This is a genomic window from Phyllobacterium calauticae, assembly GCF_019991125.1.
Lineage (GTDB): Bacteria > Pseudomonadota > Alphaproteobacteria > Rhizobiales > Rhizobiaceae > Phyllobacterium > Phyllobacterium calauticae.
Genome location: NZ_JAGENB010000002.1, coordinates 820,339 through 843,813, shown reverse-complemented (window position 1 = coordinate 843,813; position 23,475 = coordinate 820,339). Strand labels below are relative to the sequence as shown.

Here is a 23,475-nt window from a genome sequence, read left to right as displayed (position 1 = left end):
TCCACCCCATAATACTTAAGTATTACATCTTTAAAAGAACTTATCGAACAGTCGGTAATATTGCTCATCTTTCGCAGAATCTGTCGCAATTTGTACTATCACGCAAAAAGCGACACATTGCTTCCAAGAAAGTGTGAATTTACGTTACATCAAAAGATTAGGTTTATTCATTGATAAAATTACATATTTCCGTCTATTGCATTTTATTTTACTATCGAAGTAATTTCTTATGAATACAGCAAGCAACAAATGTACATGATATATTCTGCAACATAAACGTCATGATATTTTCATTTCCCGCGTCATCAATGCGTTCGCGCATCGCGAAATGATTGTCTTGACGGTGAAATCAAGAGAATCAAAATTACTCGGAAATTTACTTTTGGTGGTCCAGATGAACACGAATGTTCTACTGCTGTCGCAGTTCACCGGCTGAAATGATCCATCCCCGGCAATGCGGTGCGTCGGCGTAAACCTCCGTTTCGCCGCCCAATTGCAGCGCTATACTGCATCGTGATGAATTGCTCTTGAACATTTGTTTTTTGGCGGCAAAGATTGCGCCGGAAGCATGAAAGACCGCGACATGGCACAGCAAGGAATACCCACGTCATCCGATTCTCTGGCACAGCTGAAATGGCTGACACCCGAAAATGTCGGCGCAGCGCTGAAGGGCCTGCCTTTGAAGGTTCAGGCCGCTCTGAGAGCCGCAGCGCATCTCCCCCGCGGCACGCTGACCATCACCACCCCCGACCAACGGGTGTTCAAGGTGGGCGGCAAAGGCTCCGGTCCCGATGCGGCATTGGTGCTGCACAACTGGAATTTGCCGCGCCGGGCCTTTTCGGCCGGGACGATCGGCGTGGCGGAGTCCTATATGGACGGCGACTGGGAAAGCCCCGATGTGACCACGTTCCTCGAGCTGTTTGTCATCAACCAGCAGATCGGCGAACACATTGCCGGCGGAGCGAACTGGTTCGCCAACACCGTGCAGAGATTGCGTCACTGGCTGAACGAGAACACGCGCTCGCGCTCCCGCAAGAACATCTCGGCCCACTATGATCTCGGCAACGCCTTCTATCGCGAATGGCTGGACCCGACGATGACCTATTCCTCCGCATTGTTTGCCGAAGGCGCCAATGACCTTGAAAGCGGGCAGACCGCGAAATATCGCGCGCTTGCCCGCAATATCGGCATTACCAGGGACAGCAGAGTGCTCGAGATCGGCTGCGGCTGGGGCGGTTTTGCCGAGTTTGCGGCGCGCGAGATCGGCGCCCGCGTCACTGGTCTGACCATCAGCCGCGAACAGTTCGATTTTGCGACGGAACGGATGCGCAAGGCCGGACTTTCCGACCGGGTTGAAATCAAGTTCCAGGACTACCGCGACGAGACCGGCCAATACGATCATATCGCCTCGATCGAAATGTTCGAGGCCGTCGGCGAGAAATACTGGCCGGTATTTTTCGGCAAGATCAAGGAATGCCTCGCCCCCGGCGGCAGTGCCGGCATGCAGATCATCACGATCAACGAGAACTCGTTCGAACGTTATCGCAAGCGTCCCGATTTCATTCAGCGCTATGTATTTCCCGGCGGCATGCTGCCGACACCGGCCCGTTTGAAGACGCTTGGCAAGGATTTCGGCCTCAACCTCTATCGCGAGACCATCTTTCCGCAGGATTATGCCCGCACGCTGGCCGAATGGCGCGCGCGCTTCTGGGACTCATGGGACAAACTCAAGCATCTTGGCTTCGACGTCCGCTTCAAAAAGCTATGGGAGTTTTACCTCTTCTATTGCGAAGCGGGTTTCAGATCGGAATATATCGACGTACGACAGGTGTTTTACAGATCATGACAGAGATCTCGCTCAATGAAATTTTCGAGCGCATCTGGGCGCTGGCGGATGCGTTGCACCTGCCGGAACTGACCCAGGGCACCCACCACGGCACACCGTCGCTGAAAGCCAGGAATGCGTTCCTGGGGCGGCTCCGGGATGTGGACACATTCGCCATCCATTGTCCGCTGGAGGAAAAGCCGCTCCTGATGGAAAGCGCGCCGAACATCTATTTCGAGACCGATCACTACAAGGGCTGGCCCTATATTCTGATCCATCTCGATACCATTTCCGATGCGGAACTTGCGCACCGCATCCGGCTCGCCTGGCTGGCAAAAGCGCCAGCCAAGCTCAAAAGGCTCGTCGAATCTACAGCGTGATGCGGTAGCGGGTGAAACCATTTTCCCCGTCGCCCGCGTCCTCGATTTTCACGGCTTTCACATCGGCGAGGAAATTCTTGCCCTTCGGACCGGATTCGAACACCACTGAGGCACCCTTTACCGGAGCAAATTTCCAGTTGTCGTCCGCCGACGGGTTGATGGTTTTCTGGTCGATGATGTAGCGCACGATCACGTCGCGATTGGTGTCAGGCGCAACGAAGATGACCTTGCTCTCGTTGATGCCGGGGAAATTGCCGCCGCCCCCTGCCCGGTAGTTATTCGTCACCACGACAAATTTCTGCGCCGGATCAATCGGTTTTCCATCAAAGGTCAGGTTGACGATGCGGTTGCTCTGCGCATGGGCGAGTTCACCCTTCGCGCCATATTTCGCCGGTTGCGACAGGTCGATCTGATAGGACACGCCGTCGATGACGTCGAAATTGTAAGAAGGGAAACTGGTGTCGATCAGCGGCTGGTCCGGCTTGCCCGGCTCGATGGTCTTGAAAATGCCCGATGACATTTCCAGCCATTCCTTCACATCCGCCCCGGTGATGGCAACCGCACGCACCGTGTTGGGATAGAGATAGAGATCCGAGACATTCTTGATGGCGATATCGCCGGCCGGCACATCCGTATAATAGTCGGCACCGCCGCGGCCGCCCGCCTTGAAGGGTGCGGCGGCGGACAGCACCGGCCAATCCTTCCACTGCGTGTCCTTCAGCATGTCCTTGATGTACCAGGTCTGCGCATTGGAGACGATCTGCACGGACGGATCATCGGCGACCAGGGCGAAATAGGAATAAAGCGGTGCGGACGTCTTGCCCACCGGACGGCGGACATAGGCGAGCGTTGCCTCATGGTCTACCTTCGCGGCTTCCAGAACGTCCGGACGGCTTTCGACCAGCGGCTTGACCGCCTTTTCAACACGCTCGTAGATCGGGCGCGCCTCGGTGGTGAAATCGGCAACTTTCCATTTGTCGCCATCACGCTCGAGCAGAAGATCGATCAGCCCCATATGCGAGCCCCAGAAACCGGCCATGACGGCAGGCTTGCCCTGCAGCGTCCCCTTCTTGACGTCGACGCCCTCAATACCGGCAAAGTCCTTCGGATCAGGGAAAACCAGATGCTGGTGCCCGGTGACGACGGCATCGATGCCGTCAACGCCCGCCACATAGAGCGAGGCATTTTCCATGCCGCTGCTCTGCCCCGCCGCAATGCCGGAATGCGACAGCGCAACGATGATATCGGCGCCCTCGGCCTTCATCTTCGGCACCCAGGCTTTGGCGGCCTCAACGATATCGCGCGTCACAACCTTGCCCTTGAGGTTCTGCGCATCCCACAGCGTGATCTGCGGAGGAACAAAGCCGATAAACCCGACCTTCACAGGCAGTTTCTGCCCGGTGCCGTCGGCAATCTCGTACTGCTTGATCAGGTAAGGCTTGATGTAGAGCGGATCGTCAGTTGGCGTTGCCGCCAGTTCGCCCTTGACCAGATTGGCGCAGACATAGGGATATCCGGCCCCCGCCAGAACCTTGTCCATGTAATCGAGACCATAATTGAACTCGTGATTGCCCAGCGTTCCCACTTCATAGCCGATGGTATTCATCGCCTTGATGATCGGATGGACGTCGCCTGCCTTCATGCCCTTCTCGTAGGCGATGTAATCCCCCATCGGATTGCCCTGCAGGAAATCGCCATTGTCCACGACAATCGAATTGGTCGATTCGGCGCGGATTTTTGCGATGATCGATGCCGTGCGGGCGAGCCCCATCGTGTCGTTCGCCTTGTCGGCGTAGTAGTCATAGGGGTAGACATTCACATGCAGATCGGTGGTCGCCACGATGCGCAGATGCGCCTGCGAAGCCGCTGCCATGGCCGAAAACGGGTGCAGGATAGCCACCGCCCCGGCTGCGGCCGTGCTTGCCAGGAAGGAACGGCGGGTGAGAGCGGATGACGATTCTTGCATGACGAGGCTCCAGGGCAAGGGATGATGAGCGGCTTTTTAGCCGGCGAGGATCACCGAATTATGATGAGTTTGTCACGGCCTTTCGCGGTCAGCAATCAGCTTCCGGCGATTTCAATGAGCGCGGTCTCGACACCGAGACCCGTGCGGTCCGCCACCTCCCGCAAGGCAAAGGATGAATTGATCTTGGTGACGTGCGGCATCGCCGAAAGCCAGAACTTGTGGATCCGTTCGTAATCCTCGAGATCCTTGGCCGCAATGCGCAGGAGATAATCGTACTCGCCCGACATGAGGTAGCAGACCAGCACATTGGGGCAGCGGCGAACAGCCGTTTCGAATTCGCGCAATTGTTTGTCGGCCTGGCCCGAGAGGGATATATTGACGATCACCGTAACCGGGTGACCGAGCATCTTGTTGGAGAGACGCGCATGGTAGCCACGGATGACACCCGTCTTCTCCAGAATATCCAAGCGGCGTGAACAGGCGGACTGTGACAGCCCGACCTTTTCCGCCAGCGTTGCATTCGACATGCGGCCATCCTTTTGCAGGCAATCAAGGATAGCGATATCAATCCTGTCCAGCGACATTGTTCGATCTTTCTTCGACAAAGAACCAATTTGGCGCAAGAATATTCGAAAAATTGCATGCCGTCGATATTGCTTAGCAAGGACATGCGAAGCGATTCATGATGTCATACGCACCGCACAAACGGGAACTTTGAACAGACTCTAGAGGAGGCGCAAATGCGTGTAGGCTGCCCGAAAGAAATCAAAAACCATGAATATCGCGTCGGTCTCACTCCGGGGGCCGTACGCGAATACATCGCCCACGGCCATACGGTCATTATCCAGTCCGGAGCTGGAGCAGGAATAGGCGCCGACGACGGAGCCTATCAGGCGGCTGGCGCCAAGATCGTCAAAACAGCCGAAGAAGTCTTTCAGCAATCGGACATGATTGTGAAAGTGAAGGAGCCCCAGCCGTCCGAATGGGCGCAGCTGCGCGAAGGCCAGCTCCTCTACACCTATCTCCACCTCGCTCCCGATCCCGAACAGACCAAAGGCCTGCTGGCTTCCGGCGTCACGGCCATTGCCTATGAAACCGTCACGGATGATCGCGGCGGCCTGCCGCTGCTCGCGCCCATGTCGGAAGTGGCCGGACGTCTTGCCATTCAGGCGGGCGCCACCGCGCTGCAGAAGGCCAATGGCGGACGCGGCGTGCTGCTCGGCGGCGTGCCCGGCGTTCTGCCCGGCAAGGTCACCATCATCGGCGGCGGTGTTGTCGGCATCAATGCGGCACAGATGGCTGCCGGTCTCGGCGCCGACGTAACCATTCTCGATCGCTCGATCCCGCGCCTGCGCCAGCTCGACGATCTGTTCCATGGCCGCATCCACACCCGCTATTCCACCATCGAGGCGCTCGACGAGGAAGTGTTCTCCGCCGATATCGTGGTGGGCGCGGTCCTCATCCCCGGCGCTGCGGCCCCGAAGCTGGTCACCCGCGAAATGCTGTCCGGCATGAAAAAGGGCGCGGTGATCGTCGATGTCGCCATCGATCAGGGCGGCTGCTTCGAAACATCGCACGCCACGACGCATTCCGAGCCGACCTACGAAGTCGACGGCATCATCCATTATTGCGTGGCTAACATGCCGGGCGCAGTCCCGGTCACCTCGGCGCATGCGCTGAACAACGCCACACTGCAATATGGCCTGCAGCTCGCAGACCGCGGCGTCAAGGCACTGGTGGACAATCCGCATCTGCGCAACGGTCTGAACGTTCACAAGGGCCGCATCACCAACCAGGCCGTCGCCGAAGCGCTTGGCCTCGAAATGGTGGAAGCCAAGGCCGTTCTCGCGGCCTGAAGCTGGCATCGCACAAAGAAAAGCCCGGGTTTTGCCCGGGCTTTGTCTTGAGCAATTATCAGACAACCCAGTCGGCTTCGTGCATCTCGATGCGGCACTGGAAGCAATTGTTCCTTGCCGACCGCATGTGCACATAGGCCACGTCATCGCGCTGAAGCAGTTCAGCCGCCCGCGCGGGAATAGTATCGGTGGGGATCACGCCGCCGGTGCCGTAGACAATCCGGTCCTGACGGGAATAACCGCGCAGGATGTAGTCGCGCGTCTTGCGGAACATGTCAGGCATATCCGCTGTCTCCGCATAGCGTTCGCATGCTTCCGCATGCAGGAAGATCGGCCCCGTCTCCGCGTAGGGCTGCGGTGCAGGGAACGGCCGGTGCGACAGGATGAGATATTTGTCGCCAGCTTTCACATTCTGCAGGCAGTGGCGGCACGGCGTGCCGTCGCCATCGGAAACATGCGTCTCCGGCGTCTGGCCGTTCGCATCCGCACCACCCGCCTGATAGTGGCGGGCCAGTGTCGTCGGCATTGCAATAAAGCGGATCGTGCTCATGGGAACCTCCTTCGTTGACCCGAAGCAAACACCCAAACCCGCATGCGAACCACCCGATTCCTGCCGCTCTCAGCCCTCACCAGTTGCCATCCCGCCTGCGGCAGGCACACGCTTGGCATCGGCTGGCGAGCCGGGAAGCATCGCCGCCCTGCGGACTATTGTGTGACAGTGATGTTGAAAGTGAAGAAGTCAAAGTTCTGCGGTTGACCTGCCAACTGGGCGGAAATGGTCACCTTATCGCTGCCAACAAATCCTGGTGCCGGCGTGTAATAGGAGGCAACGGCCGCTATGCGGCGCGAATGACATTGGTTCGGTGCGTTCTCCGGCCCTTTTGGCAACATGCCCGCAACATTCTTGAGCTGCACGCCGCCGTGAGAGGGACCAGAAATAACTTTGACCGTGGGCGAGCGACCAATCGAGCAATCGGGATTGTAGTTAAGAATATTCGTAAGCAGAGAATGAGCTTGGAAATGGTTTCCGAAGTGAATTTTACTTATACGGCGCCGATTCTGTTTCTATATAAAAATCCTAAAGCCAGGCCTCGATTTCCGCATCGGCGAAGCCGACGGGATTGAACCCCATACGCTGATACATTTGCAGGGCACGCGGACTGTCGAGCGTGTTGGTCTCGATGATGACCTTTTCCGGGCTGCTCATCCACGCCGTGACGATGGCTTCGCTCAGGAAGAATTTTGCAAGACCTCGCCCCTGAAACTCCGGCACAAGGCCGAAATAAAGGATTTCCGCCACACCCGGCTCCTGATTGAGCACCAGCTCAAAAAAGCCGGCAGGCGAGCCATCCACATAAAGCACGTGGATTTCAACCGAATCCCGGTGAATGGCAGCAGCCAACGCTTCATCGCTGAGGTTCCGGTGCACAAACCAGTGATGCGGTTTGCCGACCTGCTCGTAGAGAAAGCGATAAAACGGCAGGGATATCCGCTTGGCCGACATGATCGCCAGTTTGAAGCTGGCAGGCGTCGGAATGGAATAGACCGGCCGGTTGGTCATTTCCAGCAGGGTCACGCGCGTCTTCAGTATTTTGGGTTTTGCGGCCTCGGTCATTGCTCTGCTTCGCCGGTTGCAACCGGCGTATCCTTGTGTGCACCCCACTCGCTCCACGATCCGTCGTAGAGGATATTGTCCTTGTGCCCGAGGGATTCAAGCGCCAGCGTGATCACGGCGGCCGTGATGCCTGAGCCGCAGCTGGTGACAATGGGACGGGAAAGATCGACGCCCGCATCATCCAGAACCTGCTGCAGACCGGCGATATCCTTCAGATAACCCTTGTCCGCCAATGTCGAGGACGGCACATTGCGCGCACCCGGCATATGGCCGGAGCGAAGCCCTGCGCGCGGCTCCGGGTCCGTGCCGACAAAACGGCCTGCCGCCCGCGCATCGGCAATCTGGCGCGATCCCGCATCGACGATTGTGCGCATGTCGGCAAAACTCGCCACCTTGTCCGCCTGAAAATCCGCGATGAAAGCCGATGGCGCGATCTTTGTGACGCCGCTGGTGACCGGCCGGCCATCCTTCTTCCAGTTATCGAAGCCGCCATCCAGGACAAAGACATTCTTTGCGCCCATGACGCGCAGCATCCACCAGACGCGCGGTGACGTGTTCATGCCGGGCCCGTCATAGACGACGATCGTATCGCTGTTGGTGATGCCCATGCTGCTGACCGCCGCCGCGAAAGCTTCCGGCTTCGGCAACGTGTGTGGCAGGGATGATTCCGGATCGGACAGTTTTTCATGATCGAAGAACACCGCGCCAGGAATATGCGCGGTCTTGTATTCGCCCTCCGCGTCGCGGTTGAGAAACGGGAAATACCACGACGCATCGAGAATGCTCAGGCCCGGCTGTCCCAACCGCTCCTGCAACCAGTCGGGTGAAACTACAAAAACGCTTTTGTCAGCCACGGTCATTCTCCTTCCGGCGAGGCACCGAAGCGGATACGGAACCGCCGGTTTTCCTTGCCCTTCTTTTCTATTTTTCCGATATGGATCACGCCGACTTCGCCTGTTGTTGCCACATGCGTTCCGCCGCAGGGCTGTGAGTCGATGGATGCATCCTTGCCGATGCAGACAAGGCGGATGCGCCCGGTGCCCGTCGGCGGGCGCACGTTCTTCGACTTGATCAGGCCCGGATTGGCCGCCAACTCTTCATCGGTAATCCAGCGTGTAAAAATCGGATGGTTGGCATTGACCAGTTCAATCAGCTTTTTCGTCACGTCCTCCTTGGTCACCCCGGCATCCGGCAGGTCGAAGTCAACCCGGCTGTCATCCTCGGCAACGGAAGCGCCGGTGATCGGAAACGGGCAGACAACGCTGAGCAGATGGCAGGCGGCGTGCATGCGCATGAGCTTGTAACGCCGGTCCCAGTCGATACGCAGGACGAGCTTTTCGCCGATGGCAGGCACCGGCTGCTCCGGCGCCGGCACGTGGATGATTTCTTCCTTGCTTTCGCCCGTCACCGTCGCGGCAATGGCAATCGTACTGCCATCGGCCCGCACGAACACGCCGGTATCGCCGGGCTGCCCGCCGGAGGTTGCATAGAAAATCGTCTGATCCGTGAGAATGCCGCCGCGCTCATTGATGGCGAGGACAGTCGCCTCGATTTCCTTCAGATAGGAATCGTCGCGGAAGAGTATCGTCGTATCGTATGCCATCAGTGATTGCCTTCAAACGGAACGGATATGGCCGTCTTCGCTTCCATCCAGCGCGGTACCGGCAGATCTTTGGAACGCAGGAATTCAGGATTGAACATTTTTGACTGGTAGCGATTGCCGTAGTCGCAAAGGATCGTGACGATGGTGTGGCCCGGACCAAGATCGCGCGCCAGACGGATAGCACCGGCAATATTGATTCCGGACGAACCGCCCAGGCAAAGCCCCTCTTCCGTCACCAGATCAAACACCACATCCAGCGCGTCCGCATCGGGTATCTGATAGGAAAAGTCGGGGGTAAAACCTTCCAGATTGGCGGTCACGCGGCCCTGCCCGATACCTTCGGTGATCGAACTGCCTTCGGCCTTGAACTCGCCCGATGTGTAGTAGGAATAAAGCGCTGCCCCCAGCGGATCGGCAAGACCGATCTTGATGTCCTTGTTGCGCGCCTTGAGCCCGGCTGCCGTTCCCGCGAGGGTTCCGCCGGAACCAACGGCGCAGATGAAGCCGTCGACCTTGCCATTGGTATCGCGCCAGATTTCCGGCGCAGTCGTTTCCACATGCGCCAAACGATTGGCAACATTGTCGAACTGGTTGGCCCAGACCGCACCATTCGGCTCGGTCTTTGCCATCTGTTCGGCAAGGCGGCCGGAGACTTTCACATAATTGTCGGGGTTCCTGTAAGGAACAGCGGGAACCTCGACCAGTTCAGCCCCGAGCAACCGCAGGGCGTCCTTCTTTTCCTGGCTTTGTGTCTCCGGGATAACGATGACTGTGCGGTAGCCCAGGGTCTTGGCGACCATGGTCAGGCCGATGCCCGTATTGCCCGCCGTGCCCTCGACGATGACGCCGCCTGGACGCAGCAGGCCGCGATTTTCCGCATCGCGGATGATATAGAGCGCCGCCCTGTCCTTGACCGACTGTCCCGGGTTCAGAAATTCGGCCTTGCCGTAAATATCGCACTCGGTCAAAGCCGATGCCTTGCTCAGGCGGATAAGCGGCGTGTTGCCGATGGCGTCGATCACTGAATTCAACATGGGCCAAGTCCTCATTCTGCTTGGCCTGAACCTATTTGCCCGCAGCACACCATTCAAGCACCGAATGGCAGAAAGTCATGCAAATGCAGGTCTTTATTTCCCGGCATTGCCGCATCACGGCAAGCCGATGCCAACAAAGAGGCCGCCGGTACATCGTACCGGCGGCCTGATTGATTCTTTGTCGCGAGGTTTAGGCTGCCTTGGCGCCGAAGCTCTTGCGCTTGTTGCGGCGCATCGGGCGTTTCTGCGCTGGAGCGCCGCCATCATTGCTCCAGACCTTTTCGCCGCGCGGTTCGCGTGGCTTGCCGGGTGCCTGACCGCGATGCGGCTTCTTGGCCGGTGCGCCATTGCCGCCTTCGCGGCGTGCCGGACGCTGATCATTGCTGGCAACACGTGCCGGCAGGCTCGACAGATCAATCGGCGAATCGGCAAGCGGCAGACGCATGCGTGTGACGCGCTCGACGGCCTTGAACTTGGATGCTTCTTCAGCCGGATCATAAAGGGTGATCGCATTGCCCGATGCGCCGTTGCGGCCGGTGCGGCCGATACGGTGCACATAGCTTTCCGGCTCATCCGGCAGGTCGAAATTGATCACGTGGCTGATGCCGACGACATCGATGCCGCGCGCGGCAATGTCGGTGGCAACCAGAACGCGAACCGAACCGTCCTTGAAACCGTTGAGGGCGCGCTGGCGGGCATTCTGCGACTTGTTGCCGTGAATGGCAGCCACATCATAGCCGTCCTTCTCCAGAACACGGGTGACGGCATCGGCACCATGCTTGGTACGGGTGAAGACGATGACCGAAGACAGCGTTTCGTCCTTCAGCATGGCCGACAGGACCTGCTTCTTCTGCTTGGTCGGGATCATGTGCACGACCTGCTTGATCTCGGCAGCGGTGGTGCCCTGCGGGGCCACTTCCACGCGGATCGGGTTGCGCAGCAGGCTTTCAGCCAGCGTCGCCACTTCCTTCGGCATGGTTGCGGAGAACAGCGCGGTCTGGCGGTCCTTGTGCGTGCCCTTGGCAATGCGCTTCACATCATTGATGAAACCCATGTCGAGCATGCGGTCGGCCTCATCAAGCACAAGCCAGCGTGTTTCCGACAGGTCAATGCGGTTGTCGCGCACCAGATCGGTCAGGCGGCCGGGTGTGGCGATGAGAACGTCAACGCCGCCCTGCATCTTGTTGATCTGCGCCACGCGCGACACGCCGCCGAGCACAAGCGCGGTCGAAATATGCGCGCCCTTGGAGAGCTTGCGGACCGTTTCTTCGATCTGCACGGCAAGTTCACGGGTGGGAGCGAGGATAAGCGCACGGGCGGTCTTGCCCTTGCGCTTGTCGCCGATGGTCAGGATCTTCTGCAGGATCGGCAGGCTGAACGCCGCCGTCTTGCCGGAGCCCGTCTGGGCGATGCCGAGAATGTCCTGACCGGCGAGCTGTGCCGGGATAGCCTGTTGCTGGATGGGCTTGGGAGTAGCCATTCCAGCTGCCTCGACTGCTTTCAGCAGGATGGCATTCAGACCCATGGCGGCAAAGCCGGTGTTTTCAATATTTTCCAATTCAATCTTCTTTCATTGGCCAGACGCGATGGGAATCACGGGCCATAAACACATCACAGGGCGCAACCTGCATGTAACATATTCGGGATGAACGACGAGACGCGGGGAACCCTTCGGTTCCATGCGACTTGCGCAGCCGTGCCTGTGACAGTGTGCCAGCAGGTCTTAGACGCCACGAAGTCCGCAATCGGAAGACCGGAGTGTCCGGTCCAAGCGCCTGACTGGCATATGGGCCCTCTTGGGCAAAAAAGCAAACGATTTTATTGTGCGCCGCAAAATGGCGCTTTCGGTGAAACGATTCATCCAGCCAAAGTCAGCGGCTCGTCCGGGCGCCTGGCAGTCAGGTTGCCGCTGTAGAGCGCGGCAATGAGATCGGACTGGGTGACCATGCCGACAAGTTTGTCATTGTCGTCGGCAACAGGCAAATGATGCAGCCCCCGGTCCGCCATGGCCGGCACGAGGTCCGTCACCAGTGTTTGCGGACGGACGAACTGCACCTCGCTCGTCATGATATCGGCAACCGTGCGGTGCGCCCGGCGATCCAGCTTGACGGCGCGGCGCAGGCGGCGTGCCAGACCGATATGCAGATCGCCATCCCGATCCCAGTTGGCATTTGCCATGAAGTCGGTCTGCGTGACGATGCCGATGATGTTGCGGTGGGCATTCACGACAGGCAATGCCTTGATGCGATGCTTGACCAGCAGGGCCCAGGCGAGATGCAATGGTGTGTCGGCTTTCACCGTGGCAAGGTCGGTGGACATGATCTGCGCGCAATGTACCTCGCCAAAACGCCTGTGGTAGGCCTGCATCTCGGTCTTGTGCAGGATGGCATCGAGATCATCCGGGCTGATGTTGAGCACTTCGTCATACTGCCGCAGCACGGTATCGAGGTCTGCGGGGGTAAAACCGATGCGGCGCGTCGGCAGCGGATCGGCCGTCTTGTGCACATTGGCGGCCGGAACGGGCACGACGTGCGGATAGCGGCGGCCGGTGAGATTGTTATAGGCCAGGGCTGCAATCAGCAGAAGCAGCGAGTTGAGCCCGACCGGCCACAGCACAAAGCCATAACCGAGATTGTGCACGACAGGACCGCCGAGAACGGCCGTCAGGGCGACAGCTCCGCTTGGCGGATGCAGCGAACGGGTGGCGATCATGGCGAGGATTGCCAAGGACACGCCAACCGCCGAGGCGATGACGAGATCAGGAATCCACATTGCGCAGGTCACGCCGATCAGCGCTGCGATGGTATTGCCAACGATGATTGACCAGGGTTGGGCCAGCGGGCTGGAGGGAACGGCAAACAGCAGAACCGCCGAAGCGCCCATCGGCGCGATCAGCAGCGGCACAGCCGTTGTCGCGCCCAGCGCCTGCTCGCTGACGACACCGGTGACAAAGACGCCCAGCAGAGCGCCGAAACAGGCGCGCAGGCGTTCCATGGTGCTGACCGGCGCCAGTGCGGGCAGGAATCGCTTCAGATTGGACAGGATTGCTTTCATCATGCGTTCTCGACGTTGCGCCCCAGCGCATACCGCCTGTCACGCGCGCTGGCAAAGAATGATTTTCTTGAAAACGGCGGGAAAACAGAAAAAATGAACAGGGATGGCTGGTGTGAGACCTTGGACAGGGCCTGAATTCCGTCAAGCAGCGTCCGGCACCTGAATGGCTTTGACGGGAGGCTGCTCGTGCTGCAGAGCCTTGGCGAGTTCGTAGCTGGTCTGCAGTGTCAGCCAAAAGCGCGCTGTACTGACACCTGCCCGCTCCAGCCGAACGGCAAGATCCGGGCTTATTCCAGCCTTTCCGTTCAGAATGCGCGAAAGCGTAACGCGCGAAATGGCAAGCCGGCTCGCCGCCTCGGTAACGTTCATGCCGAGCGGTGCCAAGACATCTTCGCGGAGCAATTCGCCGGGATGAGGTGGTGTCTTGATCATTTGCAGCATCCTCTCAGTGGTAGTCCAGATAATCCACGAGTTCCACGTCGTTTCCATCAAAACGGAATGTCACGCGCCAATTGCCATTGATCCAAATCGACCAGTGGCCTTTCAATGCGCCCTTTAGCGGGTGCAGCCGGTAAGCAGGCAAGTTCAATTCTTCCGGGCGAACAGCGTTCTCGAGAGCGTATAGAACACGCAACAACTTTGGCGCATGGGCCGGTTGTATACCTCGCGTCGATCCTGTGCGGTAGAAAGTTTCCAGTCCCTTGTGTCGAAAGCGCAAGATCATAGGTTTTTGTAAACTGTAACGATACACTTTGCAAGAGGATCGGTTGAAATCCTGCGCTTCGCCCCAGCGTTTACCGGGCGAAATGCTTTGCGCCGGCGACGCACAGGATAACGGCCATCGTCACCAGGATCATCGACCAGCCCACGGTCTCGTGCAGCAGCGTGGCTGCCAGAACCAGCCCGAAGAAGGGCTGCAGCAGCTGCAGCTGTCCCACCGCGGCGATGCCGCCCTGCGCCAGGCCGCGATACCAGAAGATGAAGCCGATCAGCATGGAAAACAGCGAGACATAAGCAAGGCCAAGCCAGGCACCCTGCCCGATCGCGTTCCAGTCATGCGGCATGATGTAGAGTGTCAGCGGCAGCATCAGGGGCAATGACACGACAAGGGCCCAGGAGATAACCTGCCAGCCGCCGAGCCTGCGCGACAGCCGCGCGCCTTCCGCATAGCCAAGGCCGCAGACAATGATGGCGGCGAACATCAGGAGATCACCGGTCAGCGAGGCAGAGCCCCCCTGATAAACCGCAAAACCGACAACACACAGACTGCCGAGACAGGAAAAAACCCAGAAAACCGGGCGCGGACGTTCGCCGCCGCGCAGCACGCCGAAGATCGCCGTCGACAATGGCAGAAGACCGATGAACACGATGGAATGGGCTGACGTGACATGGCGCAGGGCCAATGCCGTCAGCAGGGGAAAGCCGACGACGACACCGAGCGCCACCACCAGCAATGACATGAGATCCGCTTTGGCCGGCCGCTTCTCGCGAAATGCCAGCAGCATGGCCAGTCCGAGCAAAGCGGCAATCGTGGCACGGGCGACCGTCAGGAACACCGGATCGAAATCGGCGACCGCCACGCGCGTCGCGGGCAGCGAACCGCTGAAAATCACCATTCCGACGAATCCGTTGATCCAGCCGCTCGTCATCTTGTCCATCAGTACACCTCGTTTTGCCCGGAGCATCTTGTCCGGACAGCGCGATGCCGGTCCGACAAAATTGCTCTGGGGTATCGGCTCACGGCCATGGATTTTCCAGAGACGGTACAGTACAATATAGAAAAACTGTCATGGTATGTTGAGCGGTACAGATGGATGAAAAAGCCGAAATTGCCGGACGTGACGCGACGCTTGTCGAGCAAGTGATGCAGGCCATTCGTCAGCGGATTGCCGCGCGTACGCTTGGCCCCGGCGCGCGCCTGCCCTCGATCCGCGGCTTTGCCGCAACGATGCAGGTATCGAAATCCACCATTGTCGAAGCCTATGACCGGCTTGCGGCTGAAGGCACGATCCAGTCGCGCCGCGGCTCCGGCTTTTATGTTGCCGGGCATATGCCGCCGCTGTCCCTGGCGGAGATCGGCCCGCGGCTTGATCACGCCATCGACCCCCTGTGGGTTTCACGCCTGTCGCTGGATGCCGATGACGGCATGCCCAAACCCGGATGCGGCTGGCTGCCGGCGTCGTGGATGCCGGAGGCTGGCGTACGCCGCGCGCTGCGGACACTGGCGCGCGCCGATGACGCCCTGTTGACCGACTATGCAACACCCCTGGGATTGAAGCCGCTGCGCCAGCTTCTGTCGCGGCGCATGGCCGAACATGGGATCGAGGCAGCCCCGGACCAGATCATGATCACCGAATCCGGCACGCAGGCCATCGATCTCCTGTGCCGCTCCCTCATCGGACCGGGTGACGCGGTCATTGTTGACGACCCCTGCTATTTCAATTTCCACGCCCTGTTGCGGGCACATCGGGTCAAGATCGTCAGCGTTCCCTATACGCCGCATGGACCTGACCTCGAGCGGTTTGCCGAAGCCCTGGCAGAACATCGCCCGCGCCTCTACATCACCAACTCGGCCCTGCACAATCCGACCGGCGCGGTGCTGTCACCCGTCATCGCCCACCGCCTGCTCAAGCTGGCGGAACAGCACGACCTCACCATCGTCGAGGACGATATTTTTGCCGATTTCGAACATGAACCAGCGCCGCGTCTTGCCGCCTTTGACGGGCTGGAGCGCGTTATTCACATGGGCAGTTTTTCCAAATCCCTGTCGGCCTCCGTGCGCTGCGGCTTCATTGCCGCCCGCCGCGACTGGATCGACGGCCTGGTCGACCTGCGCATTGCCACCTCCTTCGGCGGCGGACGCCTGTCGTCGGAACTCGTTCTGCTGATGCTGAAGGATGGCACCTATCGCAAGCATATGGACCATCTGCGGGCTCGCCTCGCCCACAGCATGGGTGAAACCAGCGTCAAACTCAAAGCGCTTGGCGTGATGCCATGGATCGAACCGCGCGGCGGCATGTTTCTCTGGTGCAAACTGCCGGAAGGCATCGACGCCGGAAAAATTGCTCAGGCAGGCCTGAGGGAAAAGATCGTTTTTGCGCCCGGCAACGTGTTCAGCCAGACACAGTCGGCCAACAATTACATGCGCTTCAACGTCGCCCAATGCGCAGATCCGCGCATCCTGCGCGTGCTGGAAACAGCGCTAAATGGCCGCGAGCATGCTCTGCAGCGTTAGAACCGTCCGCCAGTTGCGCGCCGTGAGCGGTACTTTCAGTACCTTGTCGAGCGCCTCTGCCATTTTCGACCTGCCGAAGCCATCGGGCGTGTAGAGATAGAGGACCCTGTTGCGCACGGTGAATTCCTCGGTTGCAGCGGCCCGGCTGGCGAGCTCCACCAGCGCCGCATCCGTCGGATCGTCGTCCATGATCACCACATGCAGGTTCTTCGGGTTGTCGAGCGCTGCCGGATAGGCGTTCTTGCTCACCATGGCGTTCCACTCGTCCACAGTGCGGATCGTTGCCCGCGACGGAAAGCCGAAGGTGCGCGGAAAGATTTCTCCGATGATCTCAGCGACGCGACGCGCGGTCTGATCCGACGATAAAATCACATTGCCGCTCTGCACGTAGGTTTTGACATCGCCAAATCCCGCCACGGCCAGGACGGTCCGCAAGGTCTCCATTTTGACGATCTTGTTGCCACCGACATTGATCCCCCTGAACAGCACCACATATTTCGTCATTCTGCCCCCCTGTCGATTTGTTCCGCCAGTTGCCCGAGTTTCAGCACCGTGTTCCAGTTGCGTGCTGTCGCGGCGACTTTGAGCGTCGTCTCGATCTTGCTGAAAAGTTTCGATTCCGGGGCACCCTGCGGCGGGTAATAATAAAGCACAATGCCATCGATGGCGAACTGCTCCGGCCCGGCATTTTTCCGCTCCAGGGCTTCCACGGCCTCCCGGTCGGGATGCTTCTCCAGAACATAGGCGTGCAGTTTGTTGCCTTCGTCGTCAGGAAACGGATTGCCCGCAATCAGCTTCTTCCATGCAGTCTTGCTGACGATCATGATGGATTTGGAAAAAGCAAATTTTTCCAACGCGATAGCCGCGACTCTTGCAATAATCTGCTTCGGCGTCCGATCTGAAACCAGAACGACGTTACCGGTATTGATGTAGGTGGCCACCTTCTCGAAACCGTCGGCGAGAAGTGCGGCCTTCAACGGCTGCACCGGCAGCGATGTTGCCCCGCCGACGCCGCGAAACAGAATGATGTAGGTCGTTCTGCGCCCCATACAGCCTTATTACCTGACGCCGAGAATGCGCTTCCACAGCGTCCCGCCGACCCGTTTTCCCACAACGAAATAGGCAATCATCAATGCGAAAAAGACCAGCGCCGGCCATCCATTGAGAGAAAAGCCGTTTTCGGTCTTTCCACCCAGAAAACTCGCCACGACATAGCCGAGGACGGCAAAGGCGGTGATGAAATCAAGAATAAAAGCAAGAATGATGCGCCAATGCGATGTTGGCTTCTGTTGAATATCAGTCATTTGAAAACATACCCCGTTGGATTATCGCCCCAGTGAATAGTCTGACATTCGATAAAACGAACTGCAACTATAAGTAGCTTAAATAATCAAACCGGCGATCGTTTCGTTCTCGGTGATGTCCTGATAGGCCCAGCCCGCTTCGTCAAAGCGCTTGAACAAGGCGTCGAAGTTCGCCTTGTTCTTGGTTTCGATACCGATCAGCACCGAACCGAAATTGCGGGCCGATTTCTTGAGATACTCAAAGCGCGCCACATCATCCTCCGGACCGAGCAGATCGAGGAATGACCGCAGTGCACCCGGACGCTGCGGGAAACGGAAGATGAAATACTTCTTCAATCCCTCATAGCGCAGCGAACGTTCCTTCAGTTCCGGCAGGCGTTCGAAATCGAAATTGCTGCCTGAGATCACCAGGATGATGCGCTTGCCCTTCAGGTCGCTCTTCCTGAAATCCTTGAGGGCATCGATGGCGAGAGCCCCGGCGGGTTCGACAACGATGCCTTCGATGTTCAGCATTTCGATAATGGTCGAACTCAAGCGGTTTTCCGGAATCAACATCACAGAATCCGCGGTGAACTCCTTGAGAAGCTTGAAGTTTTCCCGGCCGATCTCCGCAACGGCAGCGCCGTCGACAAAGTTGTCGACCGTATCGAGCTTGACGCGTTTTCCCGCTTCCAGACTGCGCTTGAGACTTGGCGCACCGGCAGGCTCGACAAAACGGAACCGGGTTTCCCAGCCAAGATCGGTGAGATAGCGCGTCACACCGGCAGAAAGTCCGCCGCCGCCCACCGGCAGGATGATCAGGTCCGGCTTGCGCTTGTCGGGAAGCTGCGCCGCGATCTCGTGCGCGACCGTCGCCTGCCCGGTGATGATATCCGTATGGTCGAAAGGCGGCACCATGACCGCACTGTTGTCGGCGGCAAAATCCTGCGCCGCCGCGTAGCACTGGTCGAAAATGTCGCCGACGAGGCGGATTTCGATAAACTCGCCGCCGAACGTCCGGGTCTTGTCGATCTTCTGCTGCGGGGTTGTCACCGGCATGAAAACCACGCCATGCTTGCCGAAATGGCGGCAGATGAAGGCAAAACCCTGCGCATGATTGCCTGCCGATGCGCACACAAAGGTCGCATCTTCCGTTTTATGCTCGTTCAAGTAGTGCGCAATGAAATTGAAGGCACCGCGAATCTTGTAGGATCGCACCGGCGACAGATCCTCGCGTTTCAGCCAGATCTGCGCGCCATATTTTTGCGAAAGATAATGATTGAGTTGCAGCGGTGTTTCCGGGAACAGCGCGCGCATTTTTTCCGTCGCGCGGTCCACAGCCTTGATGAATGCAGTCATAGGAACAGGTCAACCTTCTCGAATGTTCTGACATCGATAATGCCGACATCGGAAATACGCAATTCGGGAATGACCACCAGCGCCAACAGCGAGTGCTGCATATAGGCGTTGTTCAGGCTGCATCCCATGGCGCGCATGGCATTCACCAGCTTGTCCGCCTTGGCTGCAACAACTTCCGCCCGCTGGTCCGACATCAGTCCGGCAATCGGCATTTCGACCAGCGCCAACTCGCGTCCCTTGGAGAACAGCACCACGCCACCGCCGACTTCGCCGAGGCGGTTGGCGGCTTTTGCCATGTCATCCTTGTTGGTGCCGACAACGATCATGTGGTGGCTGTCATGGGCAACTGTCGACGCCATGGCGCAATCCAGCGTATAACCGAAGCCGGAGACAAAGCCGTTGACCACGGCTCCGGTGCCGCGATGCCGCTCCACCAGAGCGATCTGGCACACATCATTGCGCCGGTCCATCTGCACGATGCCGTCGGATACCGGCAGTTCCGCCTCCAGCGCCTTTGTCGGTGCCTGGTTCTCGATGACGCCGATCACCCGCGCCGTCACCTGCTTGCCGGGTTTCGGTGCCCTGATGTCGAAATCCCTGGCATTGAGTTTCTTGCCGAGCTTGATCGTATTCTTGGCAAAAGCCGGATAGTCATAGGCCGGAATGTCGGCGGCAAGCTTGCCCTTTTCCGCCAGGAGCACGCCGCGGCCATAGACCCGGTCGATGGTCAGATTGGCGAGATCCGAAACAATGAGGAAATCGGCAAGGCGGCCGGGTGTGATCGACCCGATCTCGCGCTCCATCCGGAAATGCTGGGCGGTGTTGAGCGTCGCCATCTGGATCGCCGTCACCGGCTTCAGCCCCTGCGCAATCGCGTGGCGAACCACCCGGTCCATGTGACCGTCATTGACCAGCGTGCCGGAATGGCTGTCGTCGGTGCACAGGATGAAATTGCGCGGATCGAGCCCCTGCTCCGTCACCGCCTTGATCTGGCTTGCGACATCATACCAGGCTGAACCAAGCCGCAGCATGGCGCGCATGCCCTGACGCACGCGGGCAATGGCATCTTCCATGCGCGTGCCCTCGTGATCGTCCTCCGGCCCGCCTGCCACATAGCCATGGAAGGCACGGCCGAGTTCCGGCGAGGCAAAATGCCCGCCCACGGTCTTGCCTGCCTTGACCGTCGCATCGATACCGCCGCGCATGGTCGCATCATTGTTGGCGACACCGGGGAAATTCATCACCTCGCCGAGCCCGACAATGTTCGGCCATGTCATGGCTTCCGCCACATCGGCCGGGCTGATGGCGGCACCGGCATTTTCCAACCCCGGCGCCGACGGGACACAGCTCGGCATCTGCACATGCACGTTGATCGGCATGGCCAGCGCCTCGTCATGCATGAGCCGGACGCCCTCCAGACCAAGCACATTGGCGATTTCATGCGGATCGATGAACATGGAGGTCGTGCCATGCGGGATGACGGCACGTGTGAATTCGGTGACGGTGACCATCCCGCTTTCCACATGCATATGCGCATCGCACAGGCCCGGCACGAGGTAGCGGCCGCCCGCATCGATCACCTTGGTTTTGGGCCCGATGCAGTGTTCGGCACCATGACCGACAAAGGCAAACCGTCCGGCAGCAACGGCGATATCGATGCCCGCAATAATCTCGCCGGAATACACGCTGACAAGGCGGCCGTTGCGCACGACAAGATCGGCATGACTGCGGCCCATGGCGACATCCACCAGCAAGGGCGCTGCTTCTATCCATGCCTGCGGCTTGTTGCTGGTTCTCGCCTGTCTGCTCATCTCATCACCTCACTCATTACGAATATAATCCATATACGAAAAAGACGCCTGCAACCGTGATTCCAGCGCAATCGTTGAAAAAAACCTGAAATCTTGGGGCAATCGCCGCACGGCGTCAGACGATAAGGGCGGCATGCCTATCCGTCTGCTTGTCAAGGCGCCGGAACAACCACGTAGCTCACAACCTTGGTCTGATCGGGATAGTATTTGTAACCCAGCGTTATGTGCTTGATGTCCGTGGGCGGGTTGGTCATGCCGGCGCCTTGCATCAGCCCCTGCACCACCGGGTTCGGAGCTTCGCCAAACCAGACAAACAGCGCGGGAAAACGGATACGGGCCGCCGCATTGGGCATTTCCCAGTGGATCGGGCTCAAGGACTGATCGTAAAGACGCAGATTCCCCGGCAATTGCGGACCGTCCGAAACCACGGTCACATAATGTCCGTCGGCCCGTGTCGCCGCGTAGAGCTTGCCATAGTCCAGCTGGCCGATGGACGGAGCGCCGCCCTCATAGGCATAGAGGATATTGACGGCCAGTATCGGAATGACCGCAAGTCCGCACAGCGCACCGACAATGGCAAAACGTTTCAGCGGCAGATCCGACGCGATGTAACGGCCGAGCAGCATTGCCAGATAAAGCGGCGACAGAAAAAGCACCGGTTGCAGCCAGCGATCCTTCACCTCGGCGGCACCGCTCACGAGCACGCCGACAAAGACGGCGGCCAGGGCGAAAAACAGAACACGGCCGAGAAAGGTTTCGCCGTCGCTCAAACCTGCCTTCGGCGTGATCTGCTGCGCCCGGCTCCGCCACCAGGCGACGGCAAAGAATACCAGCGCGACACCCGAGAAGAGGATGCCATTGAGGAACAGTTTCCATTCGCCGTGCAACCGGCTGGCGATGAACTGCCCGCCCTCGTTGATCTGGAACTTGTGCGAGCGCGCCAGGAGGTTGTCCATGTGGGAGAGCGCCCAAAGGGCAGTCGGCGTCACGGCGGCAAAAAAAGCGGCAAGTGTCAGAATGGATTTGGACGACAGAAGAACGGCCCGGTAGGCTGGAACAGAAAGGCCGGCCAGGATCAAGCCGACGAGAAAAAAGCCCGCATTGAATTTTCCGAGAAGACCGGCCGCGATGCCCAGCCCCAGCAAGGCGGCAGACAGCCAGGAGCGCGATTTCATGTGCCAGGCGAAGGCAAGGAATGCCCAGGCGCAACCGGTGGTCGCGCCGACGGAGTGCGTCAGGGTTCGCTGCGATTCCCACGCGATCTGCGGCAGGAGAAACACGCCGACCATGCCGGCCGCCGCAACGGCTTTGCGCATTCCCAGCAGCCGGGCGCCGGCATAAACGCTGACAAAAAGGCTCGCCAGCATGCCGAACTTCACCAGGAAGACGGTCGACATGCGGATGCCGAGGATATCCCCCGCCACACTGTTTATCCAGGTATAAAGCGGCGGCTGCGAACCGCCATAGCCCCATTGCAGCGCGCCGACATAGGCCAGCTGCTCGGCATCGTCGACACCGGCGCCGTTGGAAATAATCGTCAGGAACACCACCTGAAAGGCGAAATACAGCAGAACAAACAGCAGCCCCGGATTCTCCGACGCCAGCTGTCTGACACTGCGCAATGGAGATTGAAGCGGAATAGCGGACATTGTTCTCTCATACTTTTGGATAAGCCGCTTCTAGTCCAACTGGATGTGGAAATCCACCAGTACGTGCAGTCGATGATGGGGCCGCACATCCCGTCGCATGAAATGCTTTGCGCACATTTGGGTCGGCGCAATGGGCATAATGCAAAAAGGGACAGCAGCGTCCCTTTTCAAGTCAATGCAAGTGGCTAATGTCGCTAACTGTAGTTGCAATGTTCAGGGAGAGATCGAGCATAACGTCTACGATTAATGCGGTCGGCAGCCTGTGAGTGGTGAAACGACAGAGCGCTGAGTACTTGGTGCGCTTGGAATGCAAGATTGACGGCGGCATCTGAACAGCAAATCTCACACGAATATTCAAGCCTCACCAAAACAAGAACAATTCCTGGGGTGGGGTGAAGGGGCGGGATCGGTCAGTATCCCGCCCTTTCCTTTTGCGCTTTCTTGTGAAGACAATAGCGCCAAAAATTAATCTGAACTTTCAACTAAATTTCCGTGCCCTTCATCCGTCTCTGTCATGCCGGTTGCTTCCGGCTTCGGGGCCCGGTCATTGGACCATGGGCGTGGGAACGTGATCGAGCCCCGATTTTCCGGCAAACGGCTGTTGACGGAATCGTCCGAACCGTTGAAAAGCATAGGCGCGCGGACGTGGCGAAACTGGTAGACGCAAGGGACTTAAAATCCCTCGGCCATAGGTCATGCGGGTTCGACCCCCGCCGTCCGCACCATTTCCCATCCCCGCACGTTTCATCATGCTGCTGTGCAACGTTACCCTTGGCCTTTTCATATCCGTATTATATACGATTCA

At 58.6% G+C, this 23,475-nt stretch carries 22 protein-coding genes and 1 tRNA gene; 5 read left to right on the top strand and 18 right to left on the bottom strand.

Annotation, left to right across the window (positions count from 1 at the left end; all coding sequences use genetic code 11):
- Window positions 1-583: 583 nt before the first annotated feature.
- Both J1W56_RS09995 and J1W56_RS09990 read left to right on the top strand, forming a co-directional pair.
- Window positions 584-1,846: an SAM-dependent methyltransferase gene (locus tag J1W56_RS09995; protein ID WP_223613127.1), complete on the top strand. Its 1,263-nt coding sequence runs from the start codon at window positions 584-586 to the stop codon at window positions 1,844-1,846.
- Window positions 1,843-2,205, top strand: a complete 363-nt coding sequence (locus J1W56_RS09990) for an MmcQ/YjbR family DNA-binding protein (RefSeq protein ID WP_223613126.1) — start codon at window positions 1,843-1,845, stop codon at window positions 2,203-2,205. Before J1W56_RS09995 ends, J1W56_RS09990 begins: the two co-directional genes overlap by 4 nt.
- Here J1W56_RS09990 and J1W56_RS09985 read toward each other — a convergent pair.
- Both J1W56_RS09985 and J1W56_RS09980 read right to left on the bottom strand, forming a co-directional pair.
- Window positions 2,195-4,171 carry a bifunctional 2',3'-cyclic-nucleotide 2'-phosphodiesterase/3'-nucleotidase gene (locus tag J1W56_RS09985; RefSeq protein WP_223613125.1) on the bottom strand — a complete coding sequence of 659 codons (1,977 nt, stop codon included), beginning with the start codon at window positions 4,169-4,171 and terminating at the stop codon, window positions 2,195-2,197. The two genes, J1W56_RS09990 and J1W56_RS09985, sit on opposite strands and share 11 nt — an antisense overlap.
- 95 nt (window positions 4,172-4,266) lie before the next feature.
- On the bottom strand, window positions 4,267-4,755 hold the full coding sequence (locus J1W56_RS09980) for an Lrp/AsnC family transcriptional regulator (RefSeq protein WP_223613124.1): 489 nt from the start codon (window positions 4,753-4,755) through the stop codon (window positions 4,267-4,269).
- Window positions 4,756-4,911: 156 nt separating this feature from the next.
- Here J1W56_RS09980 and ald point away from each other — a divergent pair, with 156 nt between their 5' ends.
- Window positions 4,912-6,027: an alanine dehydrogenase gene (gene ald, locus J1W56_RS09975; protein WP_223613123.1), complete on the top strand. Its 1,116-nt coding sequence runs from the start codon at window positions 4,912-4,914 to the stop codon at window positions 6,025-6,027.
- 58 nt (window positions 6,028-6,085) lie between these two features.
- Here the strand turns inward: ald and J1W56_RS09970 are convergent, their stop codons facing one another.
- The 10 genes from J1W56_RS09970 to J1W56_RS09925 form a co-directional block, all read right to left on the bottom strand.
- Window positions 6,086-6,577, bottom strand: coding sequence for a DUF1203 domain-containing protein (locus J1W56_RS09970; protein ID WP_223613122.1), 492 nt, complete (start codon window positions 6,575-6,577; stop codon window positions 6,086-6,088).
- A 528-nt stretch (window positions 6,578-7,105) separates the two neighbouring features.
- On the bottom strand, window positions 7,106-7,642 hold the full coding sequence (locus J1W56_RS09965; RefSeq protein ID WP_223613121.1) for a GNAT family N-acetyltransferase: 537 nt from the start codon (window positions 7,640-7,642) through the stop codon (window positions 7,106-7,108).
- On the bottom strand, window positions 7,639-8,496 hold the full coding sequence (gene sseA, locus J1W56_RS09960) for a 3-mercaptopyruvate sulfurtransferase (protein ID WP_223613120.1): 858 nt from the start codon (window positions 8,494-8,496) through the stop codon (window positions 7,639-7,641). The genes J1W56_RS09965 and sseA overlap by 4 nt, the downstream gene beginning before the upstream one ends.
- A gap of 2 nt (window positions 8,497-8,498) precedes the next feature.
- Entirely contained in the window at window positions 8,499-9,245 is a 747-nt protein-coding gene (locus J1W56_RS09955) for an alanyl-tRNA editing protein (RefSeq protein ID WP_223613119.1), read from the bottom strand.
- The gene (locus J1W56_RS09950; protein WP_223613118.1) at window positions 9,245-10,279 is read right to left on the bottom strand and encodes a cysteine synthase A; all 1,035 of its coding nucleotides are present in this window, start codon (window positions 10,277-10,279) and stop codon (window positions 9,245-9,247) included. The genes J1W56_RS09955 and J1W56_RS09950 overlap by 1 nt, the downstream gene beginning before the upstream one ends.
- 190 nt (window positions 10,280-10,469) lie before the next feature.
- Window positions 10,470-11,804: a DEAD/DEAH box helicase gene (locus J1W56_RS09945; protein ID WP_223613487.1), complete on the bottom strand. Its 1,335-nt coding sequence runs from the start codon at window positions 11,802-11,804 to the stop codon at window positions 10,470-10,472.
- A 332-nt stretch (window positions 11,805-12,136) separates the two neighbouring features.
- Window positions 12,137-13,333 (bottom strand): HPP family protein, encoded by a 1,197-nt coding sequence (locus J1W56_RS09940; protein ID WP_404928126.1) that lies wholly within the window; start codon window positions 13,331-13,333, stop codon window positions 12,137-12,139.
- A gap of 141 nt (window positions 13,334-13,474) precedes the next feature.
- A complete protein-coding gene (locus tag J1W56_RS09935) occupies window positions 13,475-13,765 on the bottom strand; it encodes a HigA family addiction module antitoxin (protein ID WP_223613116.1) in 291 nt (96 codons plus the stop codon).
- 13 nt (window positions 13,766-13,778) lie between these two features.
- The gene (locus tag J1W56_RS09930) at window positions 13,779-14,057 is read right to left on the bottom strand and encodes a type II toxin-antitoxin system RelE/ParE family toxin (protein ID WP_223613115.1); all 279 of its coding nucleotides are present in this window, start codon (window positions 14,055-14,057) and stop codon (window positions 13,779-13,781) included.
- Between the two features lie 70 nt (window positions 14,058-14,127).
- Complete coding sequence (locus J1W56_RS09925) at window positions 14,128-14,991, bottom strand: DMT family transporter (RefSeq protein ID WP_223613114.1); 864 nt, start codon at window positions 14,989-14,991, stop codon at window positions 14,128-14,130.
- A 152-nt stretch (window positions 14,992-15,143) separates the two neighbouring features.
- On the opposite strand from J1W56_RS09925, the gene J1W56_RS09920 reads away from it, so the two are divergent.
- On the top strand, window positions 15,144-16,568 hold the full coding sequence (locus J1W56_RS09920; protein ID WP_223613113.1) for an aminotransferase-like domain-containing protein: 1,425 nt from the start codon (window positions 15,144-15,146) through the stop codon (window positions 16,566-16,568).
- Here J1W56_RS09920 and J1W56_RS09915 read toward each other — a convergent pair.
- From J1W56_RS09915 to J1W56_RS09890, 6 genes are all read right to left on the bottom strand, one after another.
- A complete protein-coding gene (locus J1W56_RS09915; protein WP_223613112.1) occupies window positions 16,536-17,072 on the bottom strand; it encodes a DUF1697 domain-containing protein in 537 nt (178 codons plus the stop codon). The genes J1W56_RS09920 and J1W56_RS09915 overlap by 33 nt on opposite strands.
- A complete protein-coding gene (locus J1W56_RS09910; protein WP_223613111.1) occupies window positions 17,069-17,617 on the bottom strand; it encodes a DUF1697 domain-containing protein in 549 nt (182 codons plus the stop codon). The genes J1W56_RS09915 and J1W56_RS09910 overlap by 4 nt, the downstream gene beginning before the upstream one ends.
- 9 nt (window positions 17,618-17,626) lie before the next feature.
- Window positions 17,627-17,872 carry an RDD family protein gene (locus J1W56_RS09905; RefSeq protein WP_223613110.1) on the bottom strand — a complete coding sequence of 82 codons (246 nt, stop codon included), beginning with the start codon at window positions 17,870-17,872 and terminating at the stop codon, window positions 17,627-17,629.
- Window positions 17,873-17,950: 78 nt separating this feature from the next.
- Complete coding sequence (gene ilvA, locus J1W56_RS09900) at window positions 17,951-19,210, bottom strand: threonine ammonia-lyase IlvA (RefSeq protein WP_223613109.1); 1,260 nt, start codon at window positions 19,208-19,210, stop codon at window positions 17,951-17,953.
- Entirely contained in the window at window positions 19,207-21,021 is a 1,815-nt protein-coding gene (gene ade, locus J1W56_RS09895; RefSeq protein WP_223613108.1) for an adenine deaminase, read from the bottom strand. Before ade ends, ilvA begins: the two co-directional genes overlap by 4 nt.
- A 152-nt stretch (window positions 21,022-21,173) precedes the next feature.
- Window positions 21,174-22,670, bottom strand: coding sequence for an ArnT family glycosyltransferase (locus tag J1W56_RS09890; protein WP_223613107.1), 1,497 nt, complete (start codon window positions 22,668-22,670; stop codon window positions 21,174-21,176).
- A 639-nt stretch (window positions 22,671-23,309) separates the two neighbouring features.
- On the opposite strand from J1W56_RS09890, the gene J1W56_RS09885 reads away from it, so the two are divergent.
- Window positions 23,310-23,395: transfer RNA gene (locus tag J1W56_RS09885), tRNA-Leu, on the top strand.
- The last annotated feature ends 80 nt before the right edge of the window (window positions 23,396-23,475 follow it).

Excerpts from the sequence above, each read along its gene's own strand:
- J1W56_RS09995 (WP_223613127.1), top strand. The coding sequence starts at position 584 with ATGGCACAGCAAGGAATACCCACGTCATCCGATTCTCTGGCACAGCTG.
- J1W56_RS09990 (WP_223613126.1), top strand. The coding sequence starts at position 1,843 with ATGACAGAGATCTCGCTCAATGAAATTTTCGAGCGCATCTGGGCGCTG.
- J1W56_RS09985 (WP_223613125.1), bottom strand. The coding sequence starts at position 4,171 with ATGCAAGAATCGTCATCCGCTCTCACCCGCCGTTCCTTCCTGGCAAGC.
- J1W56_RS09980 (WP_223613124.1), bottom strand. The coding sequence starts at position 4,755 with ATGTCGCTGGACAGGATTGATATCGCTATCCTTGATTGCCTGCAAAAG.
- ald (WP_223613123.1), top strand. The coding sequence starts at position 4,912 with ATGCGTGTAGGCTGCCCGAAAGAAATCAAAAACCATGAATATCGCGTC.
- J1W56_RS09970 (WP_223613122.1), bottom strand. The coding sequence starts at position 6,577 with ATGAGCACGATCCGCTTTATTGCAATGCCGACGACACTGGCCCGCCAC.
- J1W56_RS09965 (WP_223613121.1), bottom strand. The coding sequence starts at position 7,642 with ATGACCGAGGCCGCAAAACCCAAAATACTGAAGACGCGCGTGACCCTG.
- J1W56_RS09955 (WP_223613119.1), bottom strand. The coding sequence starts at position 9,245 with ATGGCATACGATACGACGATACTCTTCCGCGACGATTCCTATCTGAAG.
- J1W56_RS09950 (WP_223613118.1), bottom strand. The coding sequence starts at position 10,279 with ATGTTGAATTCAGTGATCGACGCCATCGGCAACACGCCGCTTATCCGC.
- J1W56_RS09945 (WP_223613487.1), bottom strand. The coding sequence starts at position 11,804 with ATGGGTCTGAATGCCATCCTGCTGAAAGCAGTCGAGGCAGCTGGAATG.
- J1W56_RS09940 (WP_404928126.1), bottom strand. The coding sequence starts at position 13,333 with ATGAAAGCAATCCTGTCCAATCTGAAGCGATTCCTGCCCGCACTGGCG.
- J1W56_RS09935 (WP_223613116.1), bottom strand. The coding sequence starts at position 13,765 with ATGATCAAGACACCACCTCATCCCGGCGAATTGCTCCGCGAAGATGTC.
- J1W56_RS09930 (WP_223613115.1), bottom strand. The coding sequence starts at position 14,057 with ATGATCTTGCGCTTTCGACACAAGGGACTGGAAACTTTCTACCGCACA.
- J1W56_RS09925 (WP_223613114.1), bottom strand. The coding sequence starts at position 14,991 with ATGGACAAGATGACGAGCGGCTGGATCAACGGATTCGTCGGAATGGTG.
- J1W56_RS09920 (WP_223613113.1), top strand. The coding sequence starts at position 15,144 with ATGGATGAAAAAGCCGAAATTGCCGGACGTGACGCGACGCTTGTCGAG.
- J1W56_RS09915 (WP_223613112.1), bottom strand. The coding sequence starts at position 17,072 with ATGACGAAATATGTGGTGCTGTTCAGGGGGATCAATGTCGGTGGCAAC.
- J1W56_RS09910 (WP_223613111.1), bottom strand. The coding sequence starts at position 17,617 with ATGGGGCGCAGAACGACCTACATCATTCTGTTTCGCGGCGTCGGCGGG.
- J1W56_RS09905 (WP_223613110.1), bottom strand. The coding sequence starts at position 17,872 with ATGACTGATATTCAACAGAAGCCAACATCGCATTGGCGCATCATTCTT.
- ilvA (WP_223613109.1), bottom strand. The coding sequence starts at position 19,210 with ATGACTGCATTCATCAAGGCTGTGGACCGCGCGACGGAAAAAATGCGC.
- ade (WP_223613108.1), bottom strand. The coding sequence starts at position 21,021 with ATGAGCAGACAGGCGAGAACCAGCAACAAGCCGCAGGCATGGATAGAA.
- J1W56_RS09890 (WP_223613107.1), bottom strand. The coding sequence starts at position 22,670 with ATGTCCGCTATTCCGCTTCAATCTCCATTGCGCAGTGTCAGACAGCTG.